The 26,344-nt window shown below is 60.2% G+C and carries 26 protein-coding genes and 1 other RNA gene; 20 read left to right on the top strand and 7 right to left on the bottom strand.

The genetic code is table 11. The features are described from left to right. The first annotated feature begins 16 nt into the window (after positions 1 to 16). Together PKE98_RS11325 and zapE are read left to right on the top strand one after the other, a co-directional pair. Complete coding sequence (locus PKE98_RS11325) at positions 17 to 1,366, top strand: tryptophan--tRNA ligase (RefSeq protein WP_271195388.1); 1,350 nt, start codon at positions 17 to 19, stop codon at positions 1,364 to 1,366. Between the two features lie 232 nt (positions 1,367 to 1,598). Next, positions 1,599 to 2,693 (top strand): cell division protein ZapE, encoded by a 1,095-nt coding sequence (zapE, locus tag PKE98_RS11320; protein ID WP_271195387.1) that lies wholly within the window; start codon positions 1,599 to 1,601, stop codon positions 2,691 to 2,693. A 180-nt stretch (positions 2,694 to 2,873) separates the two neighbouring features. Here zapE and PKE98_RS11315 read toward each other — a convergent pair whose 3' ends face one another. Both PKE98_RS11315 and PKE98_RS11310 read right to left on the bottom strand, forming a co-directional pair. Then, positions 2,874 to 3,839, bottom strand: a complete 966-nt coding sequence (locus PKE98_RS11315) for a hypothetical protein (RefSeq protein WP_271195386.1) — start codon at positions 3,837 to 3,839, stop codon at positions 2,874 to 2,876. A 72-nt stretch (positions 3,840 to 3,911) separates the two neighbouring features. Beyond that, positions 3,912 to 4,817: a GlxA family transcriptional regulator gene (locus tag PKE98_RS11310; RefSeq protein WP_271195535.1), complete on the bottom strand. Its 906-nt coding sequence runs from the start codon at positions 4,815 to 4,817 to the stop codon at positions 3,912 to 3,914. A gap of 248 nt (positions 4,818 to 5,065) precedes the next feature. On the opposite strand from PKE98_RS11310, the gene PKE98_RS11305 reads away from it, so the two are divergent. Beyond that, entirely contained in the window at positions 5,066 to 6,202 is a 1,137-nt protein-coding gene (locus PKE98_RS11305; protein WP_271195385.1) for an acyl-CoA dehydrogenase family protein, read from the top strand. Between the two features lie 62 nt (positions 6,203 to 6,264). Here PKE98_RS11305 and PKE98_RS11300 read toward each other — a convergent pair whose 3' ends face one another. Then, complete coding sequence (locus PKE98_RS11300; RefSeq protein ID WP_271195384.1) at positions 6,265 to 7,302, bottom strand: NADP(H)-dependent aldo-keto reductase; 1,038 nt, start codon at positions 7,300 to 7,302, stop codon at positions 6,265 to 6,267. 237 nt (positions 7,303 to 7,539) lie between these two features. Here PKE98_RS11300 and rplM point away from each other — a divergent pair, with 237 nt between their 5' ends. The 7 genes from rplM to PKE98_RS11265 all read left to right on the top strand — a co-directional run bounded on the left by rplM (position 7,540) and on the right by PKE98_RS11265 (position 12,355). Beyond that, on the top strand, positions 7,540 to 7,968 hold the full coding sequence (gene rplM, locus PKE98_RS11295; protein ID WP_271195383.1) for a 50S ribosomal protein L13: 429 nt from the start codon (positions 7,540 to 7,542) through the stop codon (positions 7,966 to 7,968). A 14-nt stretch (positions 7,969 to 7,982) separates the two neighbouring features. Next, positions 7,983 to 8,375 (top strand): 30S ribosomal protein S9, encoded by a 393-nt coding sequence (gene rpsI, locus PKE98_RS11290; protein WP_108098496.1) that lies wholly within the window; start codon positions 7,983 to 7,985, stop codon positions 8,373 to 8,375. A gap of 252 nt (positions 8,376 to 8,627) precedes the next feature. Continuing rightward, positions 8,628 to 9,221, top strand: a complete 594-nt coding sequence (gene petA, locus PKE98_RS11285) for a ubiquinol-cytochrome c reductase iron-sulfur subunit (protein WP_271195382.1) — start codon at positions 8,628 to 8,630, stop codon at positions 9,219 to 9,221. Continuing rightward, positions 9,221 to 10,432 (top strand): cytochrome b, encoded by a 1,212-nt coding sequence (locus PKE98_RS11280; RefSeq protein ID WP_271195381.1) that lies wholly within the window; start codon positions 9,221 to 9,223, stop codon positions 10,430 to 10,432. The genes petA and PKE98_RS11280 overlap by 1 nt, the downstream gene beginning before the upstream one ends. Next, positions 10,432 to 11,214: a cytochrome c1 gene (locus tag PKE98_RS11275; RefSeq protein ID WP_271195380.1), complete on the top strand. Its 783-nt coding sequence runs from the start codon at positions 10,432 to 10,434 to the stop codon at positions 11,212 to 11,214. The genes PKE98_RS11280 and PKE98_RS11275 overlap by 1 nt, the downstream gene beginning before the upstream one ends. Positions 11,215 to 11,306: 92 nt before the next feature. Then, the gene (locus PKE98_RS11270; RefSeq protein ID WP_271195379.1) at positions 11,307 to 11,924 is read left to right on the top strand and encodes a glutathione S-transferase N-terminal domain-containing protein; all 618 of its coding nucleotides are present in this window, start codon (positions 11,307 to 11,309) and stop codon (positions 11,922 to 11,924) included. Positions 11,925 to 11,941: 17 nt separating this feature from the next. After that, positions 11,942 to 12,355 carry a ClpXP protease specificity-enhancing factor gene (locus PKE98_RS11265; protein ID WP_271195378.1) on the top strand — a complete coding sequence of 138 codons (414 nt, stop codon included), beginning with the start codon at positions 11,942 to 11,944 and terminating at the stop codon, positions 12,353 to 12,355. A 131-nt stretch (positions 12,356 to 12,486) separates the two neighbouring features. Here the strand turns inward: PKE98_RS11265 and PKE98_RS11260 are convergent, their stop codons facing one another. The 4 genes from PKE98_RS11260 to PKE98_RS11245 all read right to left on the bottom strand — a co-directional run bounded on the left by PKE98_RS11260 (position 12,487) and on the right by PKE98_RS11245 (position 15,927). Continuing rightward, positions 12,487 to 13,017 carry a BON domain-containing protein gene (locus PKE98_RS11260; RefSeq protein ID WP_271195377.1) on the bottom strand — a complete coding sequence of 177 codons (531 nt, stop codon included), beginning with the start codon at positions 13,015 to 13,017 and terminating at the stop codon, positions 12,487 to 12,489. Next, positions 13,014 to 13,607: a phosphoheptose isomerase gene (locus tag PKE98_RS11255; protein ID WP_110616852.1), complete on the bottom strand. Its 594-nt coding sequence runs from the start codon at positions 13,605 to 13,607 to the stop codon at positions 13,014 to 13,016. The genes PKE98_RS11260 and PKE98_RS11255 overlap by 4 nt, the downstream gene beginning before the upstream one ends. Positions 13,608 to 13,740: 133 nt before the next feature. Continuing rightward, complete coding sequence (locus tag PKE98_RS11250) at positions 13,741 to 14,112, bottom strand: YraN family protein (protein ID WP_271195376.1); 372 nt, start codon at positions 14,110 to 14,112, stop codon at positions 13,741 to 13,743. Further along, the gene (locus PKE98_RS11245) at positions 14,113 to 15,927 is read right to left on the bottom strand and encodes a penicillin-binding protein activator (RefSeq protein ID WP_271195534.1); all 1,815 of its coding nucleotides are present in this window, start codon (positions 15,925 to 15,927) and stop codon (positions 14,113 to 14,115) included. 152 nt (positions 15,928 to 16,079) lie between these two features. Here PKE98_RS11245 and rsmI point away from each other — a divergent pair, with 152 nt between their 5' ends. The 10 genes from rsmI (at position 16,080) to murD (ending at position 26,343) form a co-directional block, all read left to right on the top strand. Further along, positions 16,080 to 16,925, top strand: coding sequence for a 16S rRNA (cytidine(1402)-2'-O)-methyltransferase (gene rsmI, locus PKE98_RS11240; protein ID WP_271195533.1), 846 nt, complete (start codon positions 16,080 to 16,082; stop codon positions 16,923 to 16,925). A 49-nt stretch (positions 16,926 to 16,974) separates the two neighbouring features. Continuing rightward, an RNA gene (rnpB, locus tag PKE98_RS11235) (RNase P RNA component class A) lies at positions 16,975 to 17,332 on the top strand. A gap of 312 nt (positions 17,333 to 17,644) precedes the next feature. After that, the gene (gene mraZ / locus PKE98_RS11230) at positions 17,645 to 18,100 is read left to right on the top strand and encodes a division/cell wall cluster transcriptional repressor MraZ (protein ID WP_271195375.1); all 456 of its coding nucleotides are present in this window, start codon (positions 17,645 to 17,647) and stop codon (positions 18,098 to 18,100) included. Further along, entirely contained in the window at positions 18,097 to 19,050 is a 954-nt protein-coding gene (rsmH, locus tag PKE98_RS11225) for a 16S rRNA (cytosine(1402)-N(4))-methyltransferase RsmH (protein ID WP_271195374.1), read from the top strand. The genes mraZ and rsmH overlap by 4 nt, the downstream gene beginning before the upstream one ends. Next, positions 19,047 to 19,340, top strand: coding sequence for a cell division protein FtsL (gene ftsL, locus PKE98_RS11220; RefSeq protein WP_271195373.1), 294 nt, complete (start codon positions 19,047 to 19,049; stop codon positions 19,338 to 19,340). The genes rsmH and ftsL overlap by 4 nt, the downstream gene beginning before the upstream one ends. After that, positions 19,337 to 21,073, top strand: a complete 1,737-nt coding sequence (locus PKE98_RS11215) for a peptidoglycan D,D-transpeptidase FtsI family protein (protein WP_373877844.1) — start codon at positions 19,337 to 19,339, stop codon at positions 21,071 to 21,073. The genes ftsL and PKE98_RS11215 overlap by 4 nt, the downstream gene beginning before the upstream one ends. Beyond that, positions 21,073 to 22,536, top strand: a complete 1,464-nt coding sequence (locus PKE98_RS11210) for a UDP-N-acetylmuramoyl-L-alanyl-D-glutamate--2,6-diaminopimelate ligase (protein WP_271195372.1) — start codon at positions 21,073 to 21,075, stop codon at positions 22,534 to 22,536. The genes PKE98_RS11215 and PKE98_RS11210 overlap by 1 nt, the downstream gene beginning before the upstream one ends. Further along, complete coding sequence (locus PKE98_RS11205) at positions 22,529 to 23,896, top strand: UDP-N-acetylmuramoyl-tripeptide--D-alanyl-D-alanine ligase (protein WP_271195371.1); 1,368 nt, start codon at positions 22,529 to 22,531, stop codon at positions 23,894 to 23,896. The genes PKE98_RS11210 and PKE98_RS11205 overlap by 8 nt, the downstream gene beginning before the upstream one ends. Continuing rightward, complete coding sequence (gene mraY, locus PKE98_RS11200; RefSeq protein ID WP_271195370.1) at positions 23,897 to 24,979, top strand: phospho-N-acetylmuramoyl-pentapeptide-transferase; 1,083 nt, start codon at positions 23,897 to 23,899, stop codon at positions 24,977 to 24,979. It abuts the gene before it with no gap. Positions 24,980 to 24,993: 14 nt separating this feature from the next. Continuing rightward, positions 24,994 to 26,343, top strand: a complete 1,350-nt coding sequence (gene murD / locus PKE98_RS11195) for a UDP-N-acetylmuramoyl-L-alanine--D-glutamate ligase (protein ID WP_271195369.1) — start codon at positions 24,994 to 24,996, stop codon at positions 26,341 to 26,343. Position 26,344: the final 1 nt, after the last annotated feature.

The following is a 26,344-nucleotide window of genomic DNA, read 5'->3' as shown; positions in this document are numbered from 1 at the left end:
TTAATAAGCGAATGCCATGACCACTCGTATCCTTACCGGTATCACCACCACCGGCACCCCGCATCTGGGTAACTACGCGGGCGCCATCCGCCCGGCCATCGTCGCCAGTCGCGCCGCGGACGCCGACTCGTTCTATTTCCTGGCTGACTACCACGCGCTGATCAAATGCGATGACCCGCTGCGCATTCAGCGCTCGCGTCTGGAAATCGCCGCGACCTGGCTGGCTTCGGGGCTGGATACCGACCGCGTGACGTTCTATCGCCAGTCTGATATCCCGGAAATTACTGAACTCACCTGGCTGCTGACCTGCGTCGCAGCCAAGGGCCTGCTCAACCGCGCCCACGCCTACAAGGCCTCGGTAGATAAAAACGTCGAGCAGGGTGAAGACCCGGACGCCGGCGTCACCATGGGCCTGTTCAGCTACCCGGTGCTGATGGCTGCCGACATTCTGATGTTCAACGCGCACCAGGTGCCGGTCGGCCGCGATCAGATTCAGCACGTGGAAATGGCTCGCGATATCGGCCAGCGCTTTAACCACCTGTTTGGCAAGGGCAAGGAATTCTTCGTAATGCCGCAGGCGTTGATCGAAGAAAGCGTTGCCACCTTGCCGGGCCTGGATGGCCGCAAGATGTCCAAAAGCTACGACAACACCATTCCGTTGTTCGGCAGCTCCAAGCAGTTGAAGGCGGCGGTCTCGTCCATCGTCACCGACTCGCGCGCCCCCGGCGAAGCCAAAGACCCGGACAACTCGCACCTGTTCACCCTGTACCAGGCGTTCTCCACTGCCGCGCAGAAAGCCGAATTCCGTGCCGACCTGTTGGGCGGTCTGGCTTGGGGTGAGGCCAAGCAGCGCCTGTTCGAGCTGCTGGACAACGAACTGGGCGAGTCACGCGAGCGTTATCACGCGCTGATCGAGCGCCCGGCCGACCTGGAAGATATTTTGCTGGCCGGCGCCGCCAAGGCCCGCAAGATCGCCACGCCGTTTCTCGGCGAGCTGCGTGAGGCGGTAGGCCTGCGCTCCTTCCGAAGCGACCTGCAAAGCACCCAGAGCACCAAGAAAAAAGCGGTTAAAGGCGCGCGGTTTGTCAGCTTCCGTGAAGACGACGGCAGCTTCCGTTTCCGCCTTCTGGCGGCAGATGGCGAGCAATTGCTGCTGTCGAAAAACTTCGCCGATGGCAAAACCGCTGGCCAGGTCAGCAAGCGTCTGCAGGACGGCAGCGTTCTGGACGTGCGTGTCGACGGCAACGGTTTTGCCGTCTGGCTGGATGATGAAGCCGTCGGCCAAAGCCCGCAGTTCGCCGATACCGCGGCCTGCGAGCAGGCTGTGGCGCAACTGCGTGAGACGCTGGCACCTCAGCCAGAGTGAGGCGCAGTGGCCAGCCGGTGCGGCTGGCCGATTGCCAAGCAACGGGGTCGCCGCTAAAGTGACGACCCCGTTTTTGCTGTCTGGGCATGCCAGACCCACCACGCGCCAAACGCAGCGCGTCGGCAAGACGCAGACCCTGGGTACTGTTTACTCGTTACCTGCCCATCACATGCCTCGCGATGCCCGCCACTGGGCCGGTCGCGAGCTAGTAAATAGTTGAGAGCATTACGCGATGACGCCCCTCGAGCGATACCAGGCGGACCTCAAACGTCCCGACTTCTTCCATGACGCCGCGCAGGAAACTGCGGTGCGCCATCTGCAGCGCCTCTACGACGACCTGATTGCCGCCGGCGACAACAAGCCTGGGCTGTTCGGCAAACTGCTGGGCAAAAAGCACCACGACCCGGTTAAGGGCCTGTATTTCTGGGGCGGCGTGGGTCGTGGCAAGACCTACCTGGTCGATACCTTCTTTGAAGCGCTGCCTTTCAAGGAAAAGACCCGCACCCACTTCCACCGTTTCATGAAGCGTGTGCACGAAGACCTGACCACCTTGAGCGGCGAAAAGAACCCCCTGCAAGCCATCGCCAAGCGCTATGCCGCCGAAACCCGGGTGATCTGCTTCGACGAATTTTTCGTGTCCGACATTACCGACGCGATGATTCTGGCGACCCTGCTCGAAGAACTCTTCAAGAACGGCGTGAGCCTGGTGGCAACGTCCAATATCGTGCCGGACGGTTTGTATAAGGACGGCTTGCAACGCGCCCGCTTTTTGCCGGCGATTGCGCTGCTCAAAGAACACACCGTGATCGTCAACGTCGACAGCGGCGTTGACTACCGCCTGCGGGCCTTGGAGCAGGCAGAGCTGTATTACTGGCCGCTTAACGAAGGCGCGGAAACCAGCCTGAACAAAAGCTTTGTCAGCCTGGTGCCGGACTGCGTGAAAGCGCAGGTCAATGAAGTGCTGATGATCGAAAACCGTGGCATTACCGCGCGCAAAGTGTGCGACGACGTGGCCTGGTTTGAATTTCGTGAGCTGTGCGACGGGCCGCGCAGTCAGAACGACTACATTGAGCTTGCGAAGATTTTCCACGCCATTTTGATTTCCAATGTCGAGCAGATGGGCGTCAACGAAGACGATCTGGCGCGCCGCTTTATCAACTTGGTGGACGAGTTCTACGACCGCAACGTCAAGCTGATCATTTCGGCGGCGGTGGAGTTGAAAGACCTGTATACCGGCGGGCGGTTGAATTTCGAGTTCCAGCGCACGTTGAGTCGGTTGTTGGAAATGCAATCTCACGAGTTCCTTTCGCGGGCGCATAAGCCGTAAGGGATTCGAAAATAAAAGGCTGCCAATAGGCAGCCTTTTTTATGCAAGCAGAGTCTCAACCCCACTTCGTCGTCCCCGCGAAGGCGGGGATCGAGAATCTCGCAGGAGGCGTGCAAAGGCGTCCGATCCGAAACTCTGAATTCCCGCCTTCGCGGGAATGACGATAGTTGGGCTAAAGCGCTAGTTCTGCGCCACCTTCTGCTCATGCTCCTTGAGTAGCTCTTTGGCATGCGCCACTTCCAACGCTTCCATGGCGTTGATTGGCTTGATCGCCACGGCTTCTTTCAGGTGTTGAACCACCTTGGCTTCTTCATCATCGCCGTACACATAACCCAGCGCGTTGGCGTATTCGTAATGGCCAATGGGGAGATTGCTCGACTGCTTGAAGGAGCGGGCGAAGTAGCCTTCCATTTTGTCGGCGCTGACGCCGTAGGTCATGCTGCCCACCAACTTGCCTACCTTGCGAATCACTCCAGCCTCATAGCCGCCGTAGAGCGCCAGGGCAAAGGGTTGCTGGGGCTGTTTGGCCAGCAGGGCATCCAGTTCTTTCGGGATCTGGTTGGTGTAACCGCGGTTTAGCACCACTGGCACCGAGAGTTCTTCACCCAGGCGCGCCTTGGCGTACACGCGGCCGAACTGCGCCACGGTATCGGCTTGCACCAGTTCGCCGGCCTTGTCGGTGTAGTCGATCACTTCTTCCAGCAAGCGGTGTTTTTCATCCTGATTCGGCACCAGGAACATGGCGTACACCACCTGGGCAAACATCGCCGGAATCTGCCCGCCAACGCCGAGAGCCAGGCCTTCTTTTTTTGCCTGGGCAAAGTCGCCTTTGAACATCAGACGCCAGACGTTTTGCAGCTTCTGCGCATAAATCTCGGCTTCTTCGGGCTTGCCGGTAAAACCGGTGTTGCCGGTGACCGTCATTTCCAGCGCTTTGGGGTAGGTGGTGGCCATCTTCATCACCCACTCCGCGTCGGGGAACGGGTAGTCGCTGCCAAAGCCGCGGGTCAGCTGTGGCCAGGCCTGGCGCAGCTTGTCGCCGGAATAGTCATAACCGCTCTGGTCGTAGGGGAAGGGTTTCCATTGTTCGTCCGCGACAGCCACCAGGCTGCACAGCGTAAGCACGGCAAGAATTAAAGGGCGCATGACAAGTACCTGTTTTTGTTAGAGGTTCACACGCCGATCATAGGTCGCAGGGCAGGGCGACCAACCCCCATCCTAGGAATGGCTGTCCTTTTGCTGGAACTGGCGCCGGTATTGGTTGGGCGACAATTCTGTGTGCTGACGGAACAACCGGGCGAAGAAGCTGGCGTCGTCGTAGCCCACTTCGTAGCTGATGGTCTTGATACTTTTACGCGTTGCGCTGAGCAGGCCCTTGGCTGTTTCGATCCGTAACCGTTGCAGGTAGTGCAGCGGTTTGTCGCCGGTGGCTGTCTGAAAACGCCGCATAAAATTGCGAATGCTCATGCCGTGTTGGCGGGCAACGTCTTCAAAGCGGAATTTTTCCGCGAAGTTTTCTTCGAGCCATTGCTGAATCTGCAGAATGGTCACGTCCTGGTGCAGCTTCTGCCCCCCGAAGCCGATGCGGCCAGGTGTGTAGTTGCGCTGCACTTCGTAAAGAATGTCGCGCGCCACGGCCTGGGCCACGCTGGCGCCGCAAAAACGCTCGATCAGGTACAGATAAAGATCGCACGCCGAGGTGGTGCCGCCGGCGCTGTAAAGGTTGTCAGCGTCCGAAAGGTGCTTCTCCTGATTCAGCAGCACCTTGGGGAAGCGCTCGCCAAACTCGCGGAAAAAGCGCCAGTAGGTGGTGGCTTCTTTGCCGTCCAGAAGGCCTGCCTGGGCAATCCAGAACACGCCCATGGCCTCGCCGCAGATCACGCTGCCCGCCGCATGCTGCTTGCGCAGCCAGGTGAGAATCTGCGGGTAACGCTGGTTTAGCTCGTCGAAATCGCCCCAGTAGGCCGGCAGGATGATGATATCGGCCGGTTCCAGGCCGCCTTCGACCGGCAGCACCACGTCGCTGAAGCTGCGTGCGGGTTTGCCGTCCGGGCTCACCAAGTGGATATCGAAAGCCGGTGTCAGCCCCAGCCCCAACTGGCGGCCATAGCGCAAGCTGGCCATGTGGAAAAAATCTTTGGCTTGCATGAGGGTGGAGGCGAACACGCCTTCGACGGCCAGAATGGCGACGCGCTTGAGTGCGCTGGACTGAGCAGTTGGCATGGATGCTTATTCTTATTAGGGGATAGTGGTCAGGGGGTGGCTGGATCGTCTTATTTTTTGTCGCATGTGTCCAGTGTGTCGAAACGTTTGACTGTCCTACAGTCGGGGTCTTGCCAATCCCGGCTTAGACGTATCCAGTGGGTATAACAATGATTCCAAGAACCCTGTTCAGCTCCGACCACGAGCTGTTTCGTGACAGCGTGCGCAAGTTCCTTGAGCAGGAAGCCGTGCCTTACCACCATCAGTGGGAAAAGGACGGGCACATCGACCGCACGCTGTGGAACAAGGCCGGTGAGGCCGGCATGCTCTGCTCCCACCTGCCGGAAGAGTACGGCGGCATGGCGGCCGATTTCCTCTACAGCGCGGTTGTTATCGAAGAGATCAGTCGCCTGGGTCTGAGTGGTATTGGCTTCTCGCTGCACTCCGACATCGTGGCGCCGTACATCCTGCATTACGGCTCCGAGCAGCTGAAACTCAAGTACCTGCCCAAGCTGGTGTCGGGCGAGATGGTCAGCGCCATCGCCATGACCGAGCCGGGCGCCGGTTCCGACCTGCAAGGGGTGAAGACCACCGCTGTGCTGGATGGCGACGAGTACGTGCTGAACGGCTCCAAGACCTTTATCACCAATGGCTTCCTGGCCGACCTGGTCATCGTGGTGGCCAAGACCGACCCCAAAGCGGGCGCCAAAGGCACCAGCCTGTTTCTGGTGGAGGCGGGCACGCCGGGCTTTGCCAAAGGCAAGCGCCTGGAGAAAGTCGGCATGAAAGCGCAGGACACTTCCGAGTTGTTCTTCCAAGATGTGCGCATTCCCAAGGAAAACCTGCTCGGCCAGGCTGGCCAAGGCTTCGCTTATCTGATGCAGGAACTGCCGCAGGAGCGCCTTACTGTCGCGTTGGGCGCGCTGGCCAATGCCGAAGCGGCGCTGAAATGGACGCTGGACTACACCCGCGAGCGCAAGGCCTTCGGCAAAGCCATCAGTGAATTCCAGAACACGCGCTTCAAGCTGGCGGAAATTGCCACTGAAGTTCAGGTAGGGCGCGTATTTGTCGACCGCTGCCTGGAGCAACATCTGCAAGGCAAGCTGGATGTGCCGACCGCCGCCATGTGCAAGTACTGGACGACTGATCTGCAATGCAAAGTGCTCGACGAGTGCGTGCAGTTGCATGGCGGTTACGGCTATATGTGGGAGTACCCGGTGGCACGCTCCTGGGCGGATGCGCGGGTGCAGCGCATCTATGCCGGTACTAACGAGATCATGAAAGAGATCATCTCGCGGGCGCTGTAATGGCCCTGTACTGAAATAAAAAAGCCCGGCCAAGTGCCGGGCTTTTTTATTTGAAGTGCCCGTTAGGGCGCGGGGTTTGGCTGGGCTTTGTGGATGGCGTCTATTTGCTCAAGCAGCTCCAAGCTTAGCGTGAGTTCCGCGCTGGCTAGGTTGCTTTTCAGCTGCTCGGTGCTCGTCGCGCCAATGATATTGCTGGTGACAAAAGGGCGAGCGGTGACGAATGCCAGCGCCATCTGCGCCGGATCCAGGCCGTTCTCGCGGGCCAGTGCGACATAACGTGAACACGCCGCTTCCGCCTGTGGGTTGGTATAGCGGGTAAAGCGGCTGAACAGGCTGATACGCGCATTGGCCGGGCGTGCCCCGCCTTCATATTTGCCAGAGAGCATGCCGAAGGCCATCGGCGAGTAAGCCAGCAGGCCGCACTGCTCGCGAATGGCTACTTCTGCCAGGCCGACCTCGAAGGTGCGGTTGAGCAGATTATAGGGGTTCTGGATGGAGACCGGGCGGGGCAGCCCGAGTTGTTCGGCCTGCTGCAGAAACTGCATGGTGCCCCACGGGGTTTCATTGGACAGACCGACGTGACGGATCTTGCCGGCTTTCACTTGCTCATCCAGCGCTTCGAGGATTTCGGCGATGGGGGTGAAGTCCTGTTCTTTATGTTGGTAGCCGAGCTGGCCAAAAAAGTTGGTGCTGCGCTCGGGCCAGTGCAATTGGTACAGGTCGATATAGTCCGTTTGCAGGCGTTTCAGGCTGGCATCCACCGCCGCAACGATGTGCGTTCGGTTGTGTTTGAGCTGGCCGTCGCGGATGTAATCGATGCCATTGCCGGGGCCGGCGATCTTGCTGGCCAGGATCCAGTCGCCGCGATTGCCGCGGGCTTTGAAGTAGTTGCCGATGATTTGTTCGGTGCGGCTGTACGTCTCGGCACGCGGCGGCACCGGGTACATTTCAGCGGTATCAATAAAGTTCACGCCGGCGGCGCGTGCCATATCGATCTGTTCGAAGGCCTCGTCCTGCGTGTTCTGCTCGCCCCAGGTCATGGTGCCCAGGCAGATAGCGCTGACGTCGAGATCGGTGCGGCCGAGCTTGCGAAACTGCATGAATTTCTCCTCGTGCAAAAAGTGCCATCAAATCAGGTTGATATTTTTCCTGCAATCGGCATAATTCCGCAGCTGTTTTCAGCGGGGGATGCCAAGCCTGCTGAAACTCGCCGTACGGACGTGATGACCCGAGCCCCCGATAGCGTCCGTCTCTGGCTGCCTTTGCTTGTCAAAGCGCGCACTATTCAGTAAGATCCGCCGTCTTATTTTCAGGGCGGCCCCTGAGGCTATTAAAGAATGAAAACTTTTACTGCTAAACCGGAAACTGTTAAGCGCGACTGGTTCGTCGTCGACGCTGCAGGTCAGACTCTGGGTCGTCTGGCCACAGAAATCGCTAGCCGTCTGCGTGGCAAGCACAAAGCTGAATACACCCCTCACGTTGACACCGGCGACTACATCGTCGTTATCAACGCTGAGCAAGTACGTGTAACCGGCGCTAAGACCACCGACAAAATGTACTACTCTCACTCCGGTTTCCCGGGTGGCATCAAATCGATCAACTTCGAAAAGCTGATCGCCAAGGCGCCTGAGCGTGTGATCGAGACCGCGGTTAAGGGCATGCTGCCTAAGAACCCGCTGGGTCGCGACATGTACCGTAAGCTGAAAGTGTACGCGGGCGCTGCTCACCCTCACACTGCTCAGCAGCCCCAAGAACTGAAGATTTAACGGAATAGTTCATTATGTCGGCGACTCAAAATTACGGCACTGGCCGTCGCAAGACTGCAACCGCTCGCGTTTTCCTGCGTGCAGGCACTGGCAAGATCTCCATCAACAACCGCACCCTGGAAAACTTCTTCGGTCGCGAAACTGCCCGCATGGTAGTTCGCCAGCCGCTGGAGCTGACTGAGACTGTCGAGAAGTTCGACATCTACGTCACCGTTCTGGGTGGTGGTGTCAGCGGTCAAGCTGGCGCGATCCGTCACGGTATCACTCGTGCTCTGATGGACTATGATGAAGCTCTGCGTCCTGCTCTGCGCAAAGCTGGTTACGTCACTCGTGACGCCCGTGAAGTTGAACGTAAGAAAGTCGGTCTGCGTAAAGCGCGTAAGCGTCCGCAGTACTCGAAGCGTTAATTCGCACTTCGTTCAAAGACGCCCAGTTTCCCAAAGGAACTGGGCGTTTTTTATGGGCGAAAGTATTGATTGCGACAACTTGCCGCACGCGTAAACGCCGCGTCGGACAAGGCTTTCAGCCATTTTGTATCCAGTAATTGCCTTGTCAGATATGGGGCTTTTCTTTACCATTTGGCAAATTTTTTGCGCGGCTTGAATTTTACTTAGTAGACGCCTGAAAAACAGGCCACAAAGCTGATGGGAGACGACTGAATGAGCAATGACGGCGTGAATGCAGGCCGGCGTCGCTTCCTTGTAGCAGCCACTTCGGTGGTAGGTGCTGCAGGAGCGGTGGGTGCTGCGGTCCCGTTCGTGGGGTCATGGTTCCCGAGTGCCAAGGCCAAGGCCGCTGGTGCCGCGGTGAAGGTGAATGTCAGCAAAGTCGAACCAGGTCAGCAGATGATTGCTGAATGGCGCGGCCAGCCGGTGTTTATCGTTCGCCGGACAGAAGAAATTCTGGGCAACCTGACCAAGATCCACGATCGGATGTCTGACCCGGAGTCGAAAGCTTCCGTACAGCCCGAATATGTCGACAAGACTGTGCGCTCGATCAAACCAGAGATTCTGGTGCTGGTCGGTATCTGCACCCACCTGGGTTGCTCGCCGTCCTTCCGTCCTGAAGTAGCTCCGGCCGACCTGGGCGCTGAATGGGTCGGTGGCTATTTCTGCCCTTGCCACGGTTCGCGCTACGACCTCGCCGGTCGTGTGTATAAATCGCAACCAGCTCCGTTGAATCTGCCAGTGCCGCCTCACTCTTACGAGTCTGACGACGTCATTGTCATCGGTGTGGACCAGGAGAAAGCCTGATGAGCAAATTCATGGAGTGGGTAGATGCGCGCTTTCCCGCCACTAAAATGTGGGAAGACCATCTCAGCAAGTATTACGCACCGAAGAACTTCAACTTCTTCTACTTCTTTGGCTCCCTGGCCCTGCTGGTTCTGGTTAATCAGATCCTGACCGGCGTCTGGCTGACCATGAGCTACACCCCGTCCGCCGAAGAGGCGTTCGCCTCTGTTGAATACATCATGCGTGATGTGGAATACGGCTGGATCATTCGCCTGATGCACTCCACCGGCGCTTCGGCGTTCTTCATCGTGGTTTATCTGCATATGTTCCGTGGCTTGCTCTACGGTTCGTACCAGAAGCCGCGTGAGCTGGTGTGGGTATTCGGCATGCTGATCTACCTGGCGCTGATGGCTGAAGCCTTCATGGGTTACCTGCTGCCGTGGGGCCAGATGTCCTACTGGGGCGCCCAGGTGATCATCTCGCTGTTCGGTGCCATTCCGGTTATCGGCGACGACCTGACTCAGTGGATCCGTGGTGACTACCTGATTTCGGGCATCACCCTGAACCGCTTCTTCGCCCTGCACGTGATTGCCCTGCCAATCGTGATTCTGGGCCTGGTGGTTCTGCACATTCTGGCGCTGCACGAAGTGGGTTCGAACAACCCGCAAGGCGTGGACATCAAGAAGTTCAAAGACGAAAACGGCGTACCGTTGGACGGCATTGCTTTCCACCCGTACTACACCGTTAAAGATATCGTTGGCGTGGTGGTGTTCCTGTTCATCTTCTGTTCGATCATCTTCTTCTTCCCGGAGATGGGTGGTTATTTCCTCGAGAAGCCGAACTTCGAAGTAGCGAACTCCTTCAAGACCCCAGAGCACATCGCTCCGGTCTGGTACTTCACTCCGTTCTACGCAATTCTGCGTGCTGTACCGGATAAATTGCTCGGCGTAATCGCCATGGGTGCTGCTATCGCCGTACTGTTCGTGCTGCCTTGGCTCGACCGTAGTCCGGTCAAATCCATGCTCTACAAAGGCTGGATGAGCAAAGTTTGGTTGGCAGTGTTCTGCGTCTCCTTCGTGATTCTTGGCGTGCTGGGTGTTTTGGCGCCTACCGACGAGCGTACGCTGGTGTCGCGTATCTGCACCTTCTTGTACTTCGCATACTTCATCCTCATGCCGTTCTACACCAAGCTTGAGAAGACCAAACCGGTTCCGGAAAGGGTGACTGGCTGATGAAAAAGCTATTTGCTGCACTAGTTTTCGCTGTTCTGCCGGCTATCGCGTTCGCCAACACCGGTCATGGTCCTGAGTTGGATTCGGTCGATATCGACCTGACCGACAAAGCCGCCATGCAAGACGGCGCACGCACATTCGCCAACTACTGCATGGGCTGCCACAGCGCCAAGTTCCAGCGTTACGAGCGCGTTGCCGATGACCTCGGCATTCCGCACGAGCTGATGCTGAGCAATCTGGTTTTCACCGGCGCCAAGATCGGCGATCTGATGAAAAACAGCATGTCGCCGGTTGATGCCAAGAAGTGGTTCGGTGCGGCTCCGCCCGACCTGACTCTGGTCGCTCGCGTACGTGGTAACGATTGGCTGTACAGCTACCTGCGCAACTTCTACGAAGACCCGGCGCGCCCTTGGGGTGTGAACAACAAGATCTTCCCGAACGTGGGTATGCCTAACGTTCTGGTCGGTCTGCAGGGTCGTCAGGTATTAGGTTGCAAGCAAGTACAAGTGGTTGAGGACGGCAAGAAGCAGTACGACCCGCTCACCGGTACTCCGCTGACCCACGAAGCCTGTGACCAGCTCACCATCGTGCCGAAAACCGGCAAGCTGAATGAGGCCGAGTTCGACGAGAAGGTCAAAAACCTCGTAACCTTCCTGGCTTACTCCGCCAACCCAGTGAAACTGAAAAGCGAGCGCATCGGCACCTACGTGCTGTTGTACTTGGCCTTCTTCTTCGTGTTCGCGTATCTGCTGAAACGTGAATACTGGAAGGATGTGCACTAAGTAACTGGTATTCTCCGCTGTCGACTTGCGCGCCCAATTGGGCGCGCACGTTTTTGTGCTTCAGATAACTTTAACAAGCGAGGAGGATCGCCATGGGCGTGACCAACCGGTTGGCCTGTTACTCCGACCCCGCCGATCACTATTCCCATCGCGTACGTATCGTGCTCGCCGAGAAAGGTGTAAGCGCGGAAATCATCAATGTGGAGCCGGGGCGCACGCCGCCCAGACTGGTTGAGGTCAATCCTTACGCCAGCCTGCCGACATTGGTGGACCGTGACCTGGCGTTGTATGAATCGACCGTTGTGATGGAATATCTTGACGAGCGTTATCCCCACCCGCCGTTGTTGCCGGTTTACCCGGTGGCTCGCGCTAATAGCCGTTTGCTGATTCACCGTATTCAGCGTGACTGGTGTGTGTTGGTGGACCAGATTCTTGACCCGCGCAGCAAAGAGCCAGCCCGTGTGCAAGCACGCAAGGAGCTGCGTGAAAGCCTTACCGGCGTGTCGCCATTGTTCGCCGACAAGGCTTACTTCCTCAGCGACGAGCTGAGTTTGGTAGATTGTTGCCTGTTGCCGATCTTGTGGCGGTTGCCGATATTAGGCATCGAACTGCCCAAGCCGGCCAAGCCATTGCTCGATTACATGGAGCGCCAGTTCGCCCGCGAGGCCTTCCAGGTCAGCTTGTCGGGTGTTGAGCGCGATATGCGCTGAAGCTGAAGGAGCTTTCAATGAACTCCAGTCGTCCGTACCTGATCCGCGCCCTATACGAGTGGATAGTTGATAACGATTGCACGCCACACCTGCTGGTAAATGCCGAATACCCGAACGTGCAAGTGCCGCCAGGCTTTGCCAATGACGGTCAGATCGTTCTGAACGTGTCGCCCAGCGCTGTACGTCATCTGCACATGGATAACGACGCTGTGAGCTTCGAGGGGCGTTTCGGCGGCATTGCTCACACCTTGTTCATCCCGGCGCCAGCCGTATTGGCGATTTACGCACGGGAAAATGGCCAGGGAATGGTCTTCGACCTGGAGTCGCCGGTGGCAGACGAAGAGCCGGAAGACGATCCGGATGGCGATGGCCCGTCGGGCTCCGAGCCACCGCGTCCTAGCGGCAGACCGAGCCTTAAGGTGGTCAAGTAGGGCGAATATCCGCAAAGCGGATATCAGCCGCTTCGCGACTATCCCCGGGGCATTCGCTCTCTGACAGGCCACGCAAAAACCAATAAAAAAGGCGATCCGAAGATCGCCTTTTTTATTGCCTGCCGATTGAGTCAGTCGACGTACTCAAACAGTTTCACGATCTTCTGCACGCCCGACACACCCTGCACCAGGTTACTGGCCAGTTGCGCCTGCTGACGGCTTACAACGCCGAGCATGTAGACGATCCCGTTCTCGGTGATCACCTTGATATTCGAGCTGGAGACGCTGCTGTCAGCCAGCATCTCTGTCTTGATCTTGGTGGTCAGCAGGGCGTCATTGCTACGCGCCAAGGCCGAGGAGGGCGCGATGACCTGCAGTTCGTTGTACACCTTGCGCACGCCCTGTACCGAGCGCGCAGCCTGTTCGGCTGCGGCTTTCAGGTCGGCGCGAGGAGTTTGGCCGGCCAGCAGCACGATGCCGTTGTAGCTGGTGACTACAATGTGAGAGCCGTTGGCCAGGTCGGGGCTCGCCTGCTTGATCTTCTGCTCGACATTCGACGGGATGAATTGGTCATCGATCTTGTTGCCGAACGAACGACTGCCGCACCCGGAAAGCACCAAAGTGATGGCAAGGGCGGCAAGGATTAATGGCGAACGGGTCATTCTTCACTCCCAAACAGTTGGCTATCAATCAGATCGCAGAGGCAGTGGATGGCCAGCAAGTGGACTTCCTGAATGCGTGCGGTAACTTTCGATGGAACACGGATTTCGACGTCTTCTGGCAGCAGTAGCGAGGCCATGCCGCCGCCATCGCGGCCGGTAAGTGCGACCACGACCATTTCGCGATCATGCGCGGCCTGGATGGCTTGAATCACGTTGGCCGAGTTGCCGCTGGTGGAGATCGCCAGCAGTACGTCGCCCGGTTGGCCCAGGGCGCGGATCTGCTTGGAGAAAATTTCGTTATAGCTGTAGTCGTTGGCGATCGAGGTGATGGTCGAGCTGTCGGTGGTCAGGGCAATGGCCGGCAGACTTGGGCGTTCGCGCTCGAAGCGGTTGAGCAATTCGGAGGAAAAGTGCTGGGCATCACCAGCCGAGCCGCCGTTACCACAGGTCAGGATCTTGCCCTCGTTGAGCAGGGCTTGAACCATGACCAGACTGCCGTGCTCGATGTAGGGAATAAGCACTTCCATGGCTTGCTGTTTGGTTTCGATACTGGCTTGAAACAGCTGGCGGATACGGGATTGCATGTCCATCGGAGATGACCTTCAGTGTGGCTGCTGATCAGGTGGCCTGGGTTTCGCCCGGCGCCTGCTGATAATAGGTAAAGCGTTATTGCTGCCGACGGCGCACCGTACGGCCCTGTAGTTGGGGTGGTTGGGCGGAAAATCAAGTCTCGAAGGCGTTGCGAATCCAGTTCAGACGGCTCGCAGGTTCACTGCCAGTGTTGATGGCTACGACATCGAAACGGCACGGATGTTTGGCCCAGCGCGGCTCCTGCTGCAAAAAGCTGGTGGCCGCCAGAATCAGCTTCTGCTGCTTGCGGCCATCGACACTTTCCACGGCGCCACCCCAGGTGGTATGCCGGCGGGCGCGAACTTCGACGAATACTACTGTATCGCCGTCCAGCATGACCAGATCGAGCTCGCCGCCCTTGCAGCGCCAGTTTTTGCAGACCAATTTCAGGCCCTGGCGGCGCAGATGCTCAAAGGCCTCTGCTTCGCCCTCACGGCCGGCGTGCTGGGTGCTGGCGGCTATCAATCAGAAGCCGCTGCTGACAGGCAGGCGCTGCACGGCGCCATCACGGAACTCGGCCCACGGCAACTGACGTTCTACGCGCTGGTTGGCGTTCACGCTCAGGCTGCCGGAAAGACCGTCAACGCGGCTTTCTGGCAAGGCTTTCAGCTCGGTCAGGCGTGGTGCCAGCCGATAGGCGTCTACGCCCATGGCATACAGGCGACCGAGGCTGCCGGCAGCTTGTGGCCATTGGGCGGCAACTTGCTGGCGCAGCGGGTCGTTGGCATCAAGCAGCCACGGGGTTTCACAGAAGCGGATGCCGTCCAGGTCTTGGTACTGCGACGGGTTGCTGCCGCCGGTGAAGAGGTGCGAGGTGGCATACACCGGCACATCGCCCGCGTACTGGAAGGCCAGCGTCGGTTTGATCTGCTGGGCTTGCTGCGGCGTGGCAGCGAGGAAAATAAAGTCGATGTCCTGACGGCGCGCTGGCTGGGCCGCTACCTGCGTGCCCAGCACGCTTTGAATGCGTTTGGCGCGGGCTTCGCTCTGGCGCAATTGGAAGAGATCGGCAATCTGTTGAGCCAGTTCTACCGGCTGATCAACATGCTCGGCAGCGATCAGGCTGCCGCCCTTGGCTTGCCAGCTCTGGCGGAAGGCTTCCAGTACGCGGTCGCCCCACTCGCCACGCGGCACCAGGGCCACGGCGCGGCGCATGCCGTCGTCCCAGGCGCGGCGCGATACTTCGCGAGCTTCATCTTCAGCGGCCAGGCCGAACTGGAACAACTGGGGCGGGCCTTCGCGGCCGGCATCGCTGTAGTTCAGGGCCAGGGTGGTGATCGGCAATTGCTCGCGATCACTCAGCTGTTTCACCAGGTTCTTTTCCAGTGGGCCGACGACCAGTTGAATGCCGGCGGCTTGTGCCTGGCGGTAGAAGTCGTCCATCGAGGCCAGGCGTGAGCTGTCGAACACTTCGATGCTGGGCGGGTTCTGACCGGCTTGCTGGGCCTGGAAGTGCGCAGCCATAAATCCGTCACGCAGGGCGCGGGCTACGGAGGCGAGCTGGCCATCTTGCGGCAGCAGCAGGGCGATCTTGGTCAGCGGTTGGCTGGCCAGTTCTTTCAGTTTGGTCAGTGGCGCCGGCAGTTGTGCGGCGGCCGGGTGTTGCGGGTTCTGTTGGCTCCAGGTATCGATGGCGGCTTGTTGCTGTTGCAGGGTGCCGGCACTTTTTACCGCGCTGGCCAGTTGCAGCCAGCCGGCCAAGTCGGCATCGCCACCAGCTTGCAGTTGATCGGCAGGCAGCGAAGACACCAGGCTCCAGATGCTTTCATGGTTGCGGGTGGCGGCTTCACCGCTCAGCAGCGGCGCGATAAACACGCGCTCGCGGGCGGCAGCCAGAGTTTGCCCGTCAGCTTCCAGGGCCTGGGCGCGGACCAACTGGGTGCGCACTTGCTGCTCAACCGGCAGTTCGGCCAAGCGCTGCATGCCCGGCTGGTCGAGGGCCTGCAAGGCGCTTTTCGGTTTTCCGCGGGCCAGGGCCAGCTCGGCGCTCAAGGTGCCAGCGAATACCTGTTGGGCCGGTTTCAGGGTCGCGACGGGCACCTGCTCCAGAATTTGCGCGGCGCGGCCCAGATCCTTCTGTTGATAAGCCTGGTCTGCGGCGGCCAGGCGCAAGGAGGCAGCCTGTTCCGGTTTGGCCTCGTTGGCCTGTTGCAGCAACTGGTCGATGCTGGCTTGCGGGGTGCGGGGCAGTTCGCCAAGGGTGGACGACGGCGAGCTTGAGCAAGCGGCCAAGAGAGCGGCGAGGCTGAGAGCGAGGAGCGGGCGCAGGCCGGCGGTCAGGCGGATGATCATGTAGACGTTCCTGGTACTTGATCGAAGAGGGCGGATTGTACCCAAGGGGCACGGCAGGCGCGATGTTGATGGCGTGAATCGGGCTACAATGCGCGCTTTCTGCAATTGGTGAGGTGTGCGTTGTGACCACTCAGGGTGTTTTGAATTCCACCACCGGCACGCTTTATGTGGTGGCCACACCCATTGGCAATCTCGACGATATAAGCGCCCGTGCGCTTAAAGTGCTGCGTGATGTGGCGCTGATTGCCGCCGAAGACACCCGCCACTCCATGCGCTTGATGCAGCATTTCGGCATTCCGACGCCGCTGGCGGCCTGCCACGAGCACAACGAACGTGACGAGGGCAGCCGTTTTCTCGCGCGCTTGCAGGCCGGGGACGACGTAGCGCTTATTTCCGATGCCGGCACACCGCTGATTTCCGATCCGGGCTATCACCTGGTGCGCCAGGTGCGCGCCGCGGGCATCAAGGTGGTGCCGGTGCCGGGGCCTTGCGCGCTGATCGCCGCGCTGTCGGCGGCCGGGCTACCGTCTGACCGGTTTATCTTCGAAGGGTTTTTGCCGGCCAAGGCGGTCGGGCGGCGGGCTCGTCTGGAAGCAGTAAAAGAAGAGCCGCGCACGCTGATTTTCTACGAAGCCCCGCACCGTATTCTTGAATGCCTGGAAGACATGGAGCTGGTCTTCGGCGGTGAGCGCGTGGCGCTGCTGGCGCGCGAGTTGACCAAAACCTTTGAAACCCTCAATGGCCTGCCGTTGGCCGAACTGCGTGCCTGGGTGGCGAGCGACAGCAATCAGCAGCGCGGTGAGTGCGTGGTGTTGGTCGCGGGCTGGCAGGCCCCGGAAGGCGATGATGCGGTCAGCGCTGACACCCTGCGCGTGCTCGATCTGTTGCTCAAGGAAATGCCGCTCAAACGCGCGGCTGCCGTGGCGGCGGAAATCACCGGGGTGCGCAAAAACCTGCTCTATCAGGTGGCCCTGGAGCGGCAATAACGGATTTTGGCTTGTTCTAAATGGAGGCTGCCGCTACCCTGTGCGGCGGAGAGTCGATTGGACAGTCGCTGCCTCGTTTCGTTCACGCGAGCGGGGGGGAGGAAAGTCCGGGCTCCATAGGGCGGAGTGCCAGGTAACGCCTGGGAGGCGCGAGCCTACGGAAAGTGCCACAGAAAATAACCGCCTAAGCGTTTCGGCGCCGGTAAGGGTGAAAAGGTGCGGTAAGAGCGCACCGCACGTCTGGTAACAGTTCGTGGCTAGGCAAACCCCACTCGGAGCAAGACCAAATAGGGTTCCATGGCGCGGCCCGCGTCGGAACCGGGTAGGTTGCTAAAGGTGTCCAGTGATGGCCATCGTAGAGGAATGACTGTCCTCGACAGAACCCGGCTTACAGATCGACTCTCCACCTCCTTCCGCTGTTCGTTCTACCTCCCGTCGCTGCGTTTCTAAGATCGAAAAAATCTCACTCTTAAGAAGTTACTTTAAGTTCGAGGCGCAGCCCCTTGAACTCGTTCGGCTGTACCCGTCAAAAGACCGCTAAAACACCCCTTTCTAGTTCCAAAAACTTCGCTAAATCACCGTCCTATAAGGATTTTTCCCTACAAGCGCGCCTTGACGGTGGGGTGGCTGCGTTCCTATAGTGTGCCGAAGTGGTACAAAGTGGTACGAAGTGGGTTTTTAAGGCATGGAAAGCTAGAAAAAATAGGGGAAGCGCTGTCGTGTTTCGCGGAGCTAACGCAATCAATCTCGACGCCAAGGGGCGCCTCGCGATGCCAAGTCGGTATCGGGATGAGATCGTGTCGCGTTCGGCTGGCCAGCTCATCGTTACCATCGACGCCATTGACCCCTGCCTCTGTGTCTACCCGCTGCCTGAGTGGGAAATAATCGAAACCAAGCTCCGTGAGTTGCCGTCCCTGCGTGAAGAAACCCGTCGCTTGCAGCGTTTGCTGATTGGTAACGCGGTGGATATCGAGCTGGACAGCGCGGGCCGTTTCCTCGTGCCGCCCCGTTTGCGCGAATACGCCAAGCTCGACAAGCACGCGATGCTGGTCGGCCAACTGAACAAGTTTCAACTGTGGGACGAAAACGCCTGGAACGCGCTTGCTGATGCGGACCTGGCAGCCATTAAACAGCCGGGCGGTCTGCCGGACGAATTGCGTGACCTCATTCTGTGACAACTACCACTAGCAGCGGCTTTCGCCACATCACCGTATTGCTCGACGAAGCCGTAGAGGCTCTCGCCGTGCGTCCGGACGGCTGCTATGTGGATGGCACCTTCGGCCGTGGCGGGCACAGCCGCCTGATTCTGCAAAAGTTGGGCCCGGACGGGCGGCTCCTCGGTTTCGACAAGGACCCTCTGGCGATTGCGACCGGAGAAGCGCTGGCGGCCGAAGACGGCCGCTTTGTCGTTGTGCAGCGCAGTTTTGCCGAACTCGGGGAAGCGGTGGCCGAGCGCGGCGACAGCGGCAAAGTGTCGGGCATTCTGTTGGACTTGGGGGTTTCCTCGCCGCAGTTGGATGACGCCGAACGCGGCTTCAGCTTTATGAACGACGGCCCGTTGGATATGCGCATGGACCCGAGCCGTGGCATCAGCGCCGCGCAGTTCATCGCCACTGCCCCTGAAGAAGAAATCGCCCGCGTCTTCAAAGAATACGGCGAAGAACGTTTCGCCAAGCGCATGGCCCGGGCTGTGGTGCAGCGCCGCGAAGTAACGCCCTTTGAACGCACCGCCGACCTGGCCGAAGTCTTGAAAGTTGCCAACCCGGCCTGGGAGAAGGGCAAGAACCCTGCTACCCGTGCCTTCCAGGGTTTGCGCATTCATGTGAACAACGAGCTGGCCGACCTGGAGCGTGGCCTGCAAGCCGCCATGGACGTCCTGGAGATCGGTGGCCGTCTGGTGGTCATCAGCTTCCACTCGCTGGAAGACCGCATCGTCAAACTCTTTATGCGTCGCCTGGAAAAAGGCGAGGCCGACAAGCTGCCGCGCAACCTGCCGGTACGCGTCGAGCGCTTCGAGCCGCTGATCAAAACCATCGGCAAGGCGCAATTCCCCTCCGATGCCGAACAGTCGGCCAACCCGCGCTCGCGTAGTGCGGTCATGCGTGTTGCGGAGAAGTTGCGGTGAGCCGCGCGTTCGCCAAGCCGTTGCCGGCCGGCAGCACCGTGCTGCTGATTCTGTTCGTCGCCGTTCTGGTTTCGGCTATCGCCGTGGCTTACAGCGCCCACTGGAACCGCCAATTGCTCAACACCCTGTACGGCGAACTCAGCGTGCGCGACAAAGCGCAAGCCGAGTGGGGCCGCCTGATTCTTGAACAAAGCACCTGGACCGCCCACAGCCGCATCGAAACCCTGGCCAGCGAACAGCTGAAAATGCGCATTCCAGAGCCTGCCGAAGTGCGGATGGTGGCGCCATGATGAAGCTCGAAGGCGCACTCTACCCATGGCGCTTCCGCGTGGTGCTCGGTTTGCTGGGCCTGATGGTGGCTGCCATCTGCTGGCGCATCATCGATCTGCAAGTGCTCGACCACGCTTTCCTGCAGGGCCAGGGCGATGCTCGCAGCGTGCGTCACGTGCCTATTCCTGCGCACCGCGGCCTGATCACCGACCGCAACGGCGAGCCGCTGGCTGTCAGTACGCCGGTCACCACCCTGTGGGCCAACGGTAAAGAGCTGCAAGCCGGCAAAGACCGCTGGTCGGCACTGGCGGCGGCACTGGGCCAGGAGCCCAAAGCCTTCGCCGCCCGGCTGGAGGAAAATGCCGGGCGCGAATTCATGTACCTGGTGCGGGGGCTGACCCCGGAACAGGGCCAATCAGTGCTCGACCTCAAAGTGCCAGGCGTCTACTCCATCGAGGAGTTTCGTCGTTTCTACCCGGCCGGCGAAGTGACTGCGCACGTGGTGGGCTTTACCGATATCGACGACCACGGCCGTGAGGGCGTGGAATTGGCGTTTGACCAGTGGCTGTCCGGCGTACCGGGCAAGCGTGAAGTGTTGAAAGACCGTCGCGGCCGCCTGATCAAGGACGTGCAGGTAACCCGCAACGCCAAGGCCGGCAAGGCGTTGGCGCTGTCCATCGACCTGCGCCTGCAATACCTGGCTCACCGCGAACTGCGCAACGTGGTCACCGAGTTCGGCGCCAAGGGCGCAAGCCTGGTGATGCTCGACGTAAAGACCGGTGAAGTGCTGGCCATGGTCAACCAGCCGACCTACAACCCCAACAACCGCCGCAACCTGCAGCCGGCCATGATGCGCAACCGCGCCATGATCGACGTGTTCGAACCCGGCTCCACGGTGAAACCGTTCTCCATGAGTGCAGCGCTGGAAAGCGGGCGTTGGAAGCCGACCGATACCGTTGACGTCTACCCTGGCACCTTGCAGATCGGCAAATACACCATTCGCGACGTGTCCAAGAATGAAGGGGTGCTGGATTTGACCGGCATCCTGATCAAGTCCAGTAACGTGGGCATCAGCAAGATCGCATTCGATATCGGCGCCGAGCCGATTTACAACGTTATGCAGCAGGTCGGGCTGGGCCAGGACACCGGTCTGGGCTTCCCCGGCGAGCGCGTCGGCAACCTGCCGAACCACCGCATCTGGCCAAAAGCTGAAACCGCCACCCTGGCTTACGGCTACGGCTTGTCGGTAACAGCCATTCAACTGGCGCACGCCTATGCCGTGCTGGCCAACAACGGTCGCAGCATTCCAATGACCATGACCCGCGCCGACGGCCGCGTGCAGGACGGCGTGCAGGTAATCCCCGAAGCCACTGCCAAAACCATTCAGGGCATGCTGCAACAAGTGGTCGAAGCCCCCACCGGCGTGTTCCGCGCCAAGGTGCCGGCGTACCACGTGGGCGGCAAGTCCGGTACGGCGCGTAAAGCCACCGTCGGCACCAAGGGCTACACCGCCAACGCATACCGCTCGCTGTTTGCCGGTTTTGCACCGATCAGCAACCCGCGTATCGCCATGGTCGTAGTGGTCGATGAGCCAAGCACCGGCGCCTACTTCGGCGGCCTGATCTCAGCACCCGTATTCGGCAAAGTCATGGCCGGCGCCCTGCGCCTGATGAACATTGCCCCAGATAACCTGACGCCTGCCGATGTTCAGCCCGCCGTGGCAGTCACCATTCCTCGGGGGTTAGCGCGCTAATGCCGATGCCACTGAACCAACTGCTGCCACAAGCCGAGAGCTCGGTACTCATTCGTGAGCTGACCCTGGACAGCCGCAAAGTGCGCCCGGGCGATCTGTTCCTCGCCGTGCCTGGCGGTCAGCAGGACGGCCGCGTTCATATTGCTGACGCCATTGCCCGAGGCGCCGCTGCCGTGGCGTATGAAGCCGAAGGCGCGCAAAAAATTGAAGCCCAGGGTGCCGAACTGGTGCCGCTGAAAAACCTAGCCGGTCAACTGTCGGCCATTGCCGGTCGTTTCTATGGTGAGCCAAGCCGGGGCCTGCACCTGGTGGGCGTCACCGGTACCAACGGCAAAACCAGCATCAGCCAGTTGATTGCCCAGGCGCTGGATCACTTCGGCGAGCGCTGCGGCATTGTCGGCACGCTTGGTACCGGTTTCCACAATGAACTGGAGCAGGGCCGCCACACCACGCCCGACCCAATCGGCGTGCAAGCGGTACTGGCCAATCTGAAACAGGCTGGCGCGCGCGCTGTGGCAATGGAAGTGTCGTCCCACGGCCTGGATCAAGGCCGCGTGGCCGCCTTGGCCTTCGACGTAGCGGTGTTCACCAATCTGTCCCGCGATCATCTCGACTACCACGGTTCCATGCAGGCCTACGGCGAAGCCAAAGCCAAGCTGTTCCGCTGGCCGAGCCTGCGTTGCCGCGTACTGAATCTGGACGACGACTTTGGCCGCCAACTGGCCGCCGAGCAGCATGACTCGCGCCTGATTACCTACAGCCTCGAAGACCGCAACGCCTACCTTTATTGCAGCGAAGCGGTGTTCGACGACCACGGCGTGCGCGCCAAGCTGGTCACCCCCAAAGGCGAGGGCAGCCTGCGCAGTTCCTTGCTCGGCCGTTTCAACCTGAGCAACTTGCTCGGGGTGGTCGGTGCCTTGCTCGGCCTGGACTACCCGCTGGACGAAATTCTCAAAGTGCTGCCGCAACTGGAAGGCCCTGCCGGCCGCATGCAGCGCCTGGGTGGCGGTGCCAAGCCGCTGGTGGTGGTCGACTACGCCCACACCCCGGACGCGTTGGAGAAAGTCCTGACTGCCTTGCGCCCGCATGCCACCGGCAAACTGCTGTGCCTGTTCGGTTGCGGCGGCGACCGTGACCGTGGCAAGCGTCCGCTGATGGCCGAAGTGGTGGAGCGTCTGGCCGATGGGGTAATGGTGACCGACGACAACCCGCGTACCGAATCGCCGGAACAGATCTTTGCCGATATCCGTGTGGGCCTGAAGGCGCCGGAAAAAGCCCAATTCGTGTTCGGCCGTGGCCAAGCCATTGCCCAACTGATCGCCGCTGCCGATGCCGCCGACGTGATCGTGCTCGCCGGCAAAGGCCACGAGGACTACCAGGAAATCAACGGCGAACGTCAGCCGTTCTCCGATCTGCATCAAGCCACCAACGCCCTGGCCGCGTGGGAGGCCGCTCATGTTTAAAGCCCTGCGTCTGAGCGAAGTCGTGAATGCCTTGAACGGCTGCCTGATTGGCGCCGATGCCACCTTCAGCGCCGTGAGCACCGACAGCCGCGCCATCAAGCCGGGCCAGCTGTTTGTTGCTCTGACCGGCCCGCGCTTCGACGGCCACAGCTATTTGCAGGAAGTCACCCAGAAGGGCGCAGTTGCAGCACTGGTCGAGCGCGAAACCGTGGGCGTCAGCATTCCCCAGTTGGTGGTGGCCGATACCCGCCAGGCGCTGGGCCAATTGGCGGCACTCAATCGTCAGGCCTACACCGGCCCACTGGCGGCCATCACTGGTTCCAGCGGCAAAACCACGGTCAAGGAAATGCTCGCCAGTATCCTGCGTGCCGGCGTCAGCGGCCCGGTATTGGCCACCCGTGGCAACCTGAACAACGACCTTGGCGTACCGCTTACCCTGCTTGAGCTGGACGCGGAACACCAAGGTGCGGTGATCGAGTTGGGCGCCAACCGCGTCGGCGAGATCGCCTACACCGTTAGCCTGGCCAAGCCACAGGTGGCAGTGCTGAACAATGCCGGCACCGCCCATATCGGCGAGTTCGGTGGCGCAGACAAGATCGTCCAGGCCAAAGGCGAAATCATCGACGGCCTGAGCAGCAGTGGCATCGCCGTGCTCAACCTCGATGACAAGGCGTTCGGCATCTGGAAAGTGCGCGCGGGCCTGCGCAAGGTTGTGAGCTTTGCCCTGAGCAACAGCGAGGCCGACTTCTACGCCAGCGACCTGGGCCGCGACGCCCGTGGTTGCCCGTCGTTCACCCTCAACTGTGCCCTCGGCTCGACCACTGTGCAGCTCAATCTGCTCGGTAATCACAACGTCGCCAATGCATTGGCGTCAGCGGCGGCAGCGTCAGCGCTGGGCATGCCGTTGGTCAGTATCAAGGCGGGGCTGGAAAACGTGCTGCCGGTCAAAGGCCGCGCCGTAGCGCAGTTGGCGACCAATGGCGCGCGGGTGATCGACGATACCTACAACGCCAACCCGACTTCCATGTGCGCCGCCATTGATATACTCGCCGCCTTCTCCGGCCGGACCGTTCTGGTTCTGGGTGATATAGGCGAGCTGGGCGAGTGGGCCGAACAGGGCCACCGCGATGTCGGCGCCTACGCCGCCGGAAAAATCGATGCTCTTTATGCCGTCGGCCCGAACATGGCGCATGCCGTTGCCGCCTTCGGCGCTAATGGCCAGCACTTTGCCGATCAGGCCAGCCTGATCACCGCCGTCAGTGCTGAGCCTGGCAACACCACCATTCTAATTAAAGGCTCGCGCAGCGCAGCGATGGAAAACGTCGTTGCCGCTTTGTGCGGCACCCAGGGGAGTCATTAAATGCTGCTGCTGTTGGCCGAGTATCTGCAACAGTTCTACAAGGGCTTCGCGGTCTTTCAATACCTGACCCTGCGCGGGATTCTGGGTGTGTTGACCGCCTTGTCGCTGTCGCTGTGGCTGGGCCCCTGGATGATTCGTACCCTGCAGATTCGCCAGATCGGCCAGGCCGTGCGCAATGACGGCCCGCAGTCGCACCTGTCCAAATCCGGCACGCCCACCATGGGCGGCGCGCTGATTCTGTCGGCCATCGCCATCAGCACCTTGCTCTGGGCAGACCTGACCAACCGCTATGTATGGGTGGTGCTGGTCGTCACCTTGCTGTTCGGTGGCATCGGCTGGGTTGATGACTACCGCAAGGTGATCGAAAAGAATTCGAAAGGCCTGCCGAGCCGCTGGAAGTATTTCTGGCAGTCGGTGTTTGGCCTGGGCGCGGCGATCTTCCTGTACATGACGGCGCCAAGCGCCGTTGAAACCACCCTGATCGTGCCGATGCTCAAAGACGTCAGCATTGCGCTGGGCGTGGGCTTCGTGGTGTTGACCTACTTCGTGATCGTCGGCTCCAGCAATGCGGTCAACCTGACTGACGGCCTCGACGGCCTGGCCATCATGCCGACCGTGATGGTCGGTGGCGCGCTGGGCATCTTTTGCTACCTGTCGGGCAACATCAAATTCGCCGATTACCTGCTGATCCCTTACGTGCCGGGCGCGGGAGAGCTGATCGTGTTCTGCTCGGCGCTGGTCGGTGCGGGCCTGGGCTTTCTCTGGTTCAACACCTACCCGGCACAGGTCTTTATGGGCGACGTCGGCGCGCTGGCGCTCGGCGCTGCGCTGGGCACCATTGCCGTGATCGTCCGCCAGGAAATCGTGCTGTTCATCATGGGCGGTGTGTTCGTGATGGAAACCCTTTCCGTGGTGATTCAGGTGGCCTCGTTCAAGCTCACCGGCAAGCGCGTGTTCCGCATGGCGCCGATCCATCACCACTTTGAACTCAAAGGCTGGCCTGAGCCGCGCGTAATCGTGCGCTTCTGGATCATCACCGTAATTCTGGTGTTGGTCGGCCTCGCCACCCTGAAACTGCGTTAAGGACAAGGACCCGAATGAGCCTCATCGCTTCTGACCACTTCCGCATCGTTGTCGGCCTCGGCAAGAGCGGCATGTCCCTGGTGCGTTTCCTCGCACGCCAGGGCATCCGCTTCGCCGTGGCCGACACGCGCGAGAACCCGCCGGAGCTGGCCGCCATTCGCGCCCAGTACCCGCAGGTAGAAGTGCGTTGTGGCGAGCTGGACGTCGAGTTCCTGTGCCGCGCCGATGAGCTTTACGTGAGCCCGGGCCTGGCCCTGGCCACCCCCGCATTGCAGGCCGCTGCCGCCCGAGGCGTAAAACTGCTGGGCGATATCGAACTGTTTGCCCGTCACGCCAAGGCGCCGATCGTGGCCATCACCGGCTCCAATGCGAAAAGCACGGTCACCACGCTGGTGGGCGAGATGGCTGCGGCAGCCGGCAAACGGGTGGCAGTGGGCGGTAACCTCGGCACGCCGGCGCTGGATCTACTTAGCGATGACGTCGAGCTGTACGTGATCGAGCTGTCGAGTTTCCAGCTGGAAACCACCGACCAACTGAATGCCGAAGTGGCCACGGTGCTGAATATCAGCGAAGACCATATGGACCGTTACAGCGGTCTGCCGGCCTATCACTTGGCCAAACACCGCATTTTCCGCGGCGCGAGGCAGGTTGTGGTCAATCGTCAGGACGGCTTGTCCCGTCCGCTGATTGGCGACAACACCCCGTGCTGGACCTTCGGCCTGAACAAACCTGACTTCAAAGGCTTCGGCTTGCTGGAAGAGCAGGGTGAAAAATACCTGGCCTTCCAGTTCGACACGCTGATGCCAGCCCGTGAGCTGAAAGTGCGCGGCGCCCATAACCAGGCCAATGCTCTGGCCGCTCTGGCCCTGGGCCATGCCGTGGGTCTGCCGTTTGAGCCGATGTTGCAAGCTCTGCGCGACTTCACCGGTCTGGCGCACCGTTGCCAGTGGCTGCGTGAGCGCAATGGCGTGAGTTACTACGACGACTCCAAAGCCACCAACGTCGGCGCCGCCTTGGCTGCCATCGAAGGTCTGGGTGCGGATATCGAAGGCAAGCTGCTGCTGGTGGCCGGCGGTGACGGCAAAGGTGCCGACTTCTCGGCCTTGCGTGCGCCGGTAACCGCCCATTGCCGCGCGGTAATATTGCTGGGCCGTGATGCCCCGTTGCTGGCTGACGTACTGGCCGATACCGGCGTGCCGCTGATTCGCGTGCAAACCCTGGATGAGTCGGTGGCCAAGGCCGCTGAACTGGCGCAAAGCGGCGACGCCGTGCTGCTGTCGCCGGCCTGCGCCAGCCTGGATATGTTCAAGAACTTCGAAGAGCGCGGGCGTCTGTTTGCCCAAGCGGTAGGGGGGCTGAACTGAT

The organism is Pseudomonas turukhanskensis (assembly GCF_027922365.1).
Taxonomy (GTDB): domain Bacteria; phylum Pseudomonadota; class Gammaproteobacteria; order Pseudomonadales; family Pseudomonadaceae; genus Aquipseudomonas; species Aquipseudomonas turukhanskensis.
Note: the sequence above shows the minus strand (reverse complement) of the source record. Positions and strands in the feature narration are given on the sequence as shown.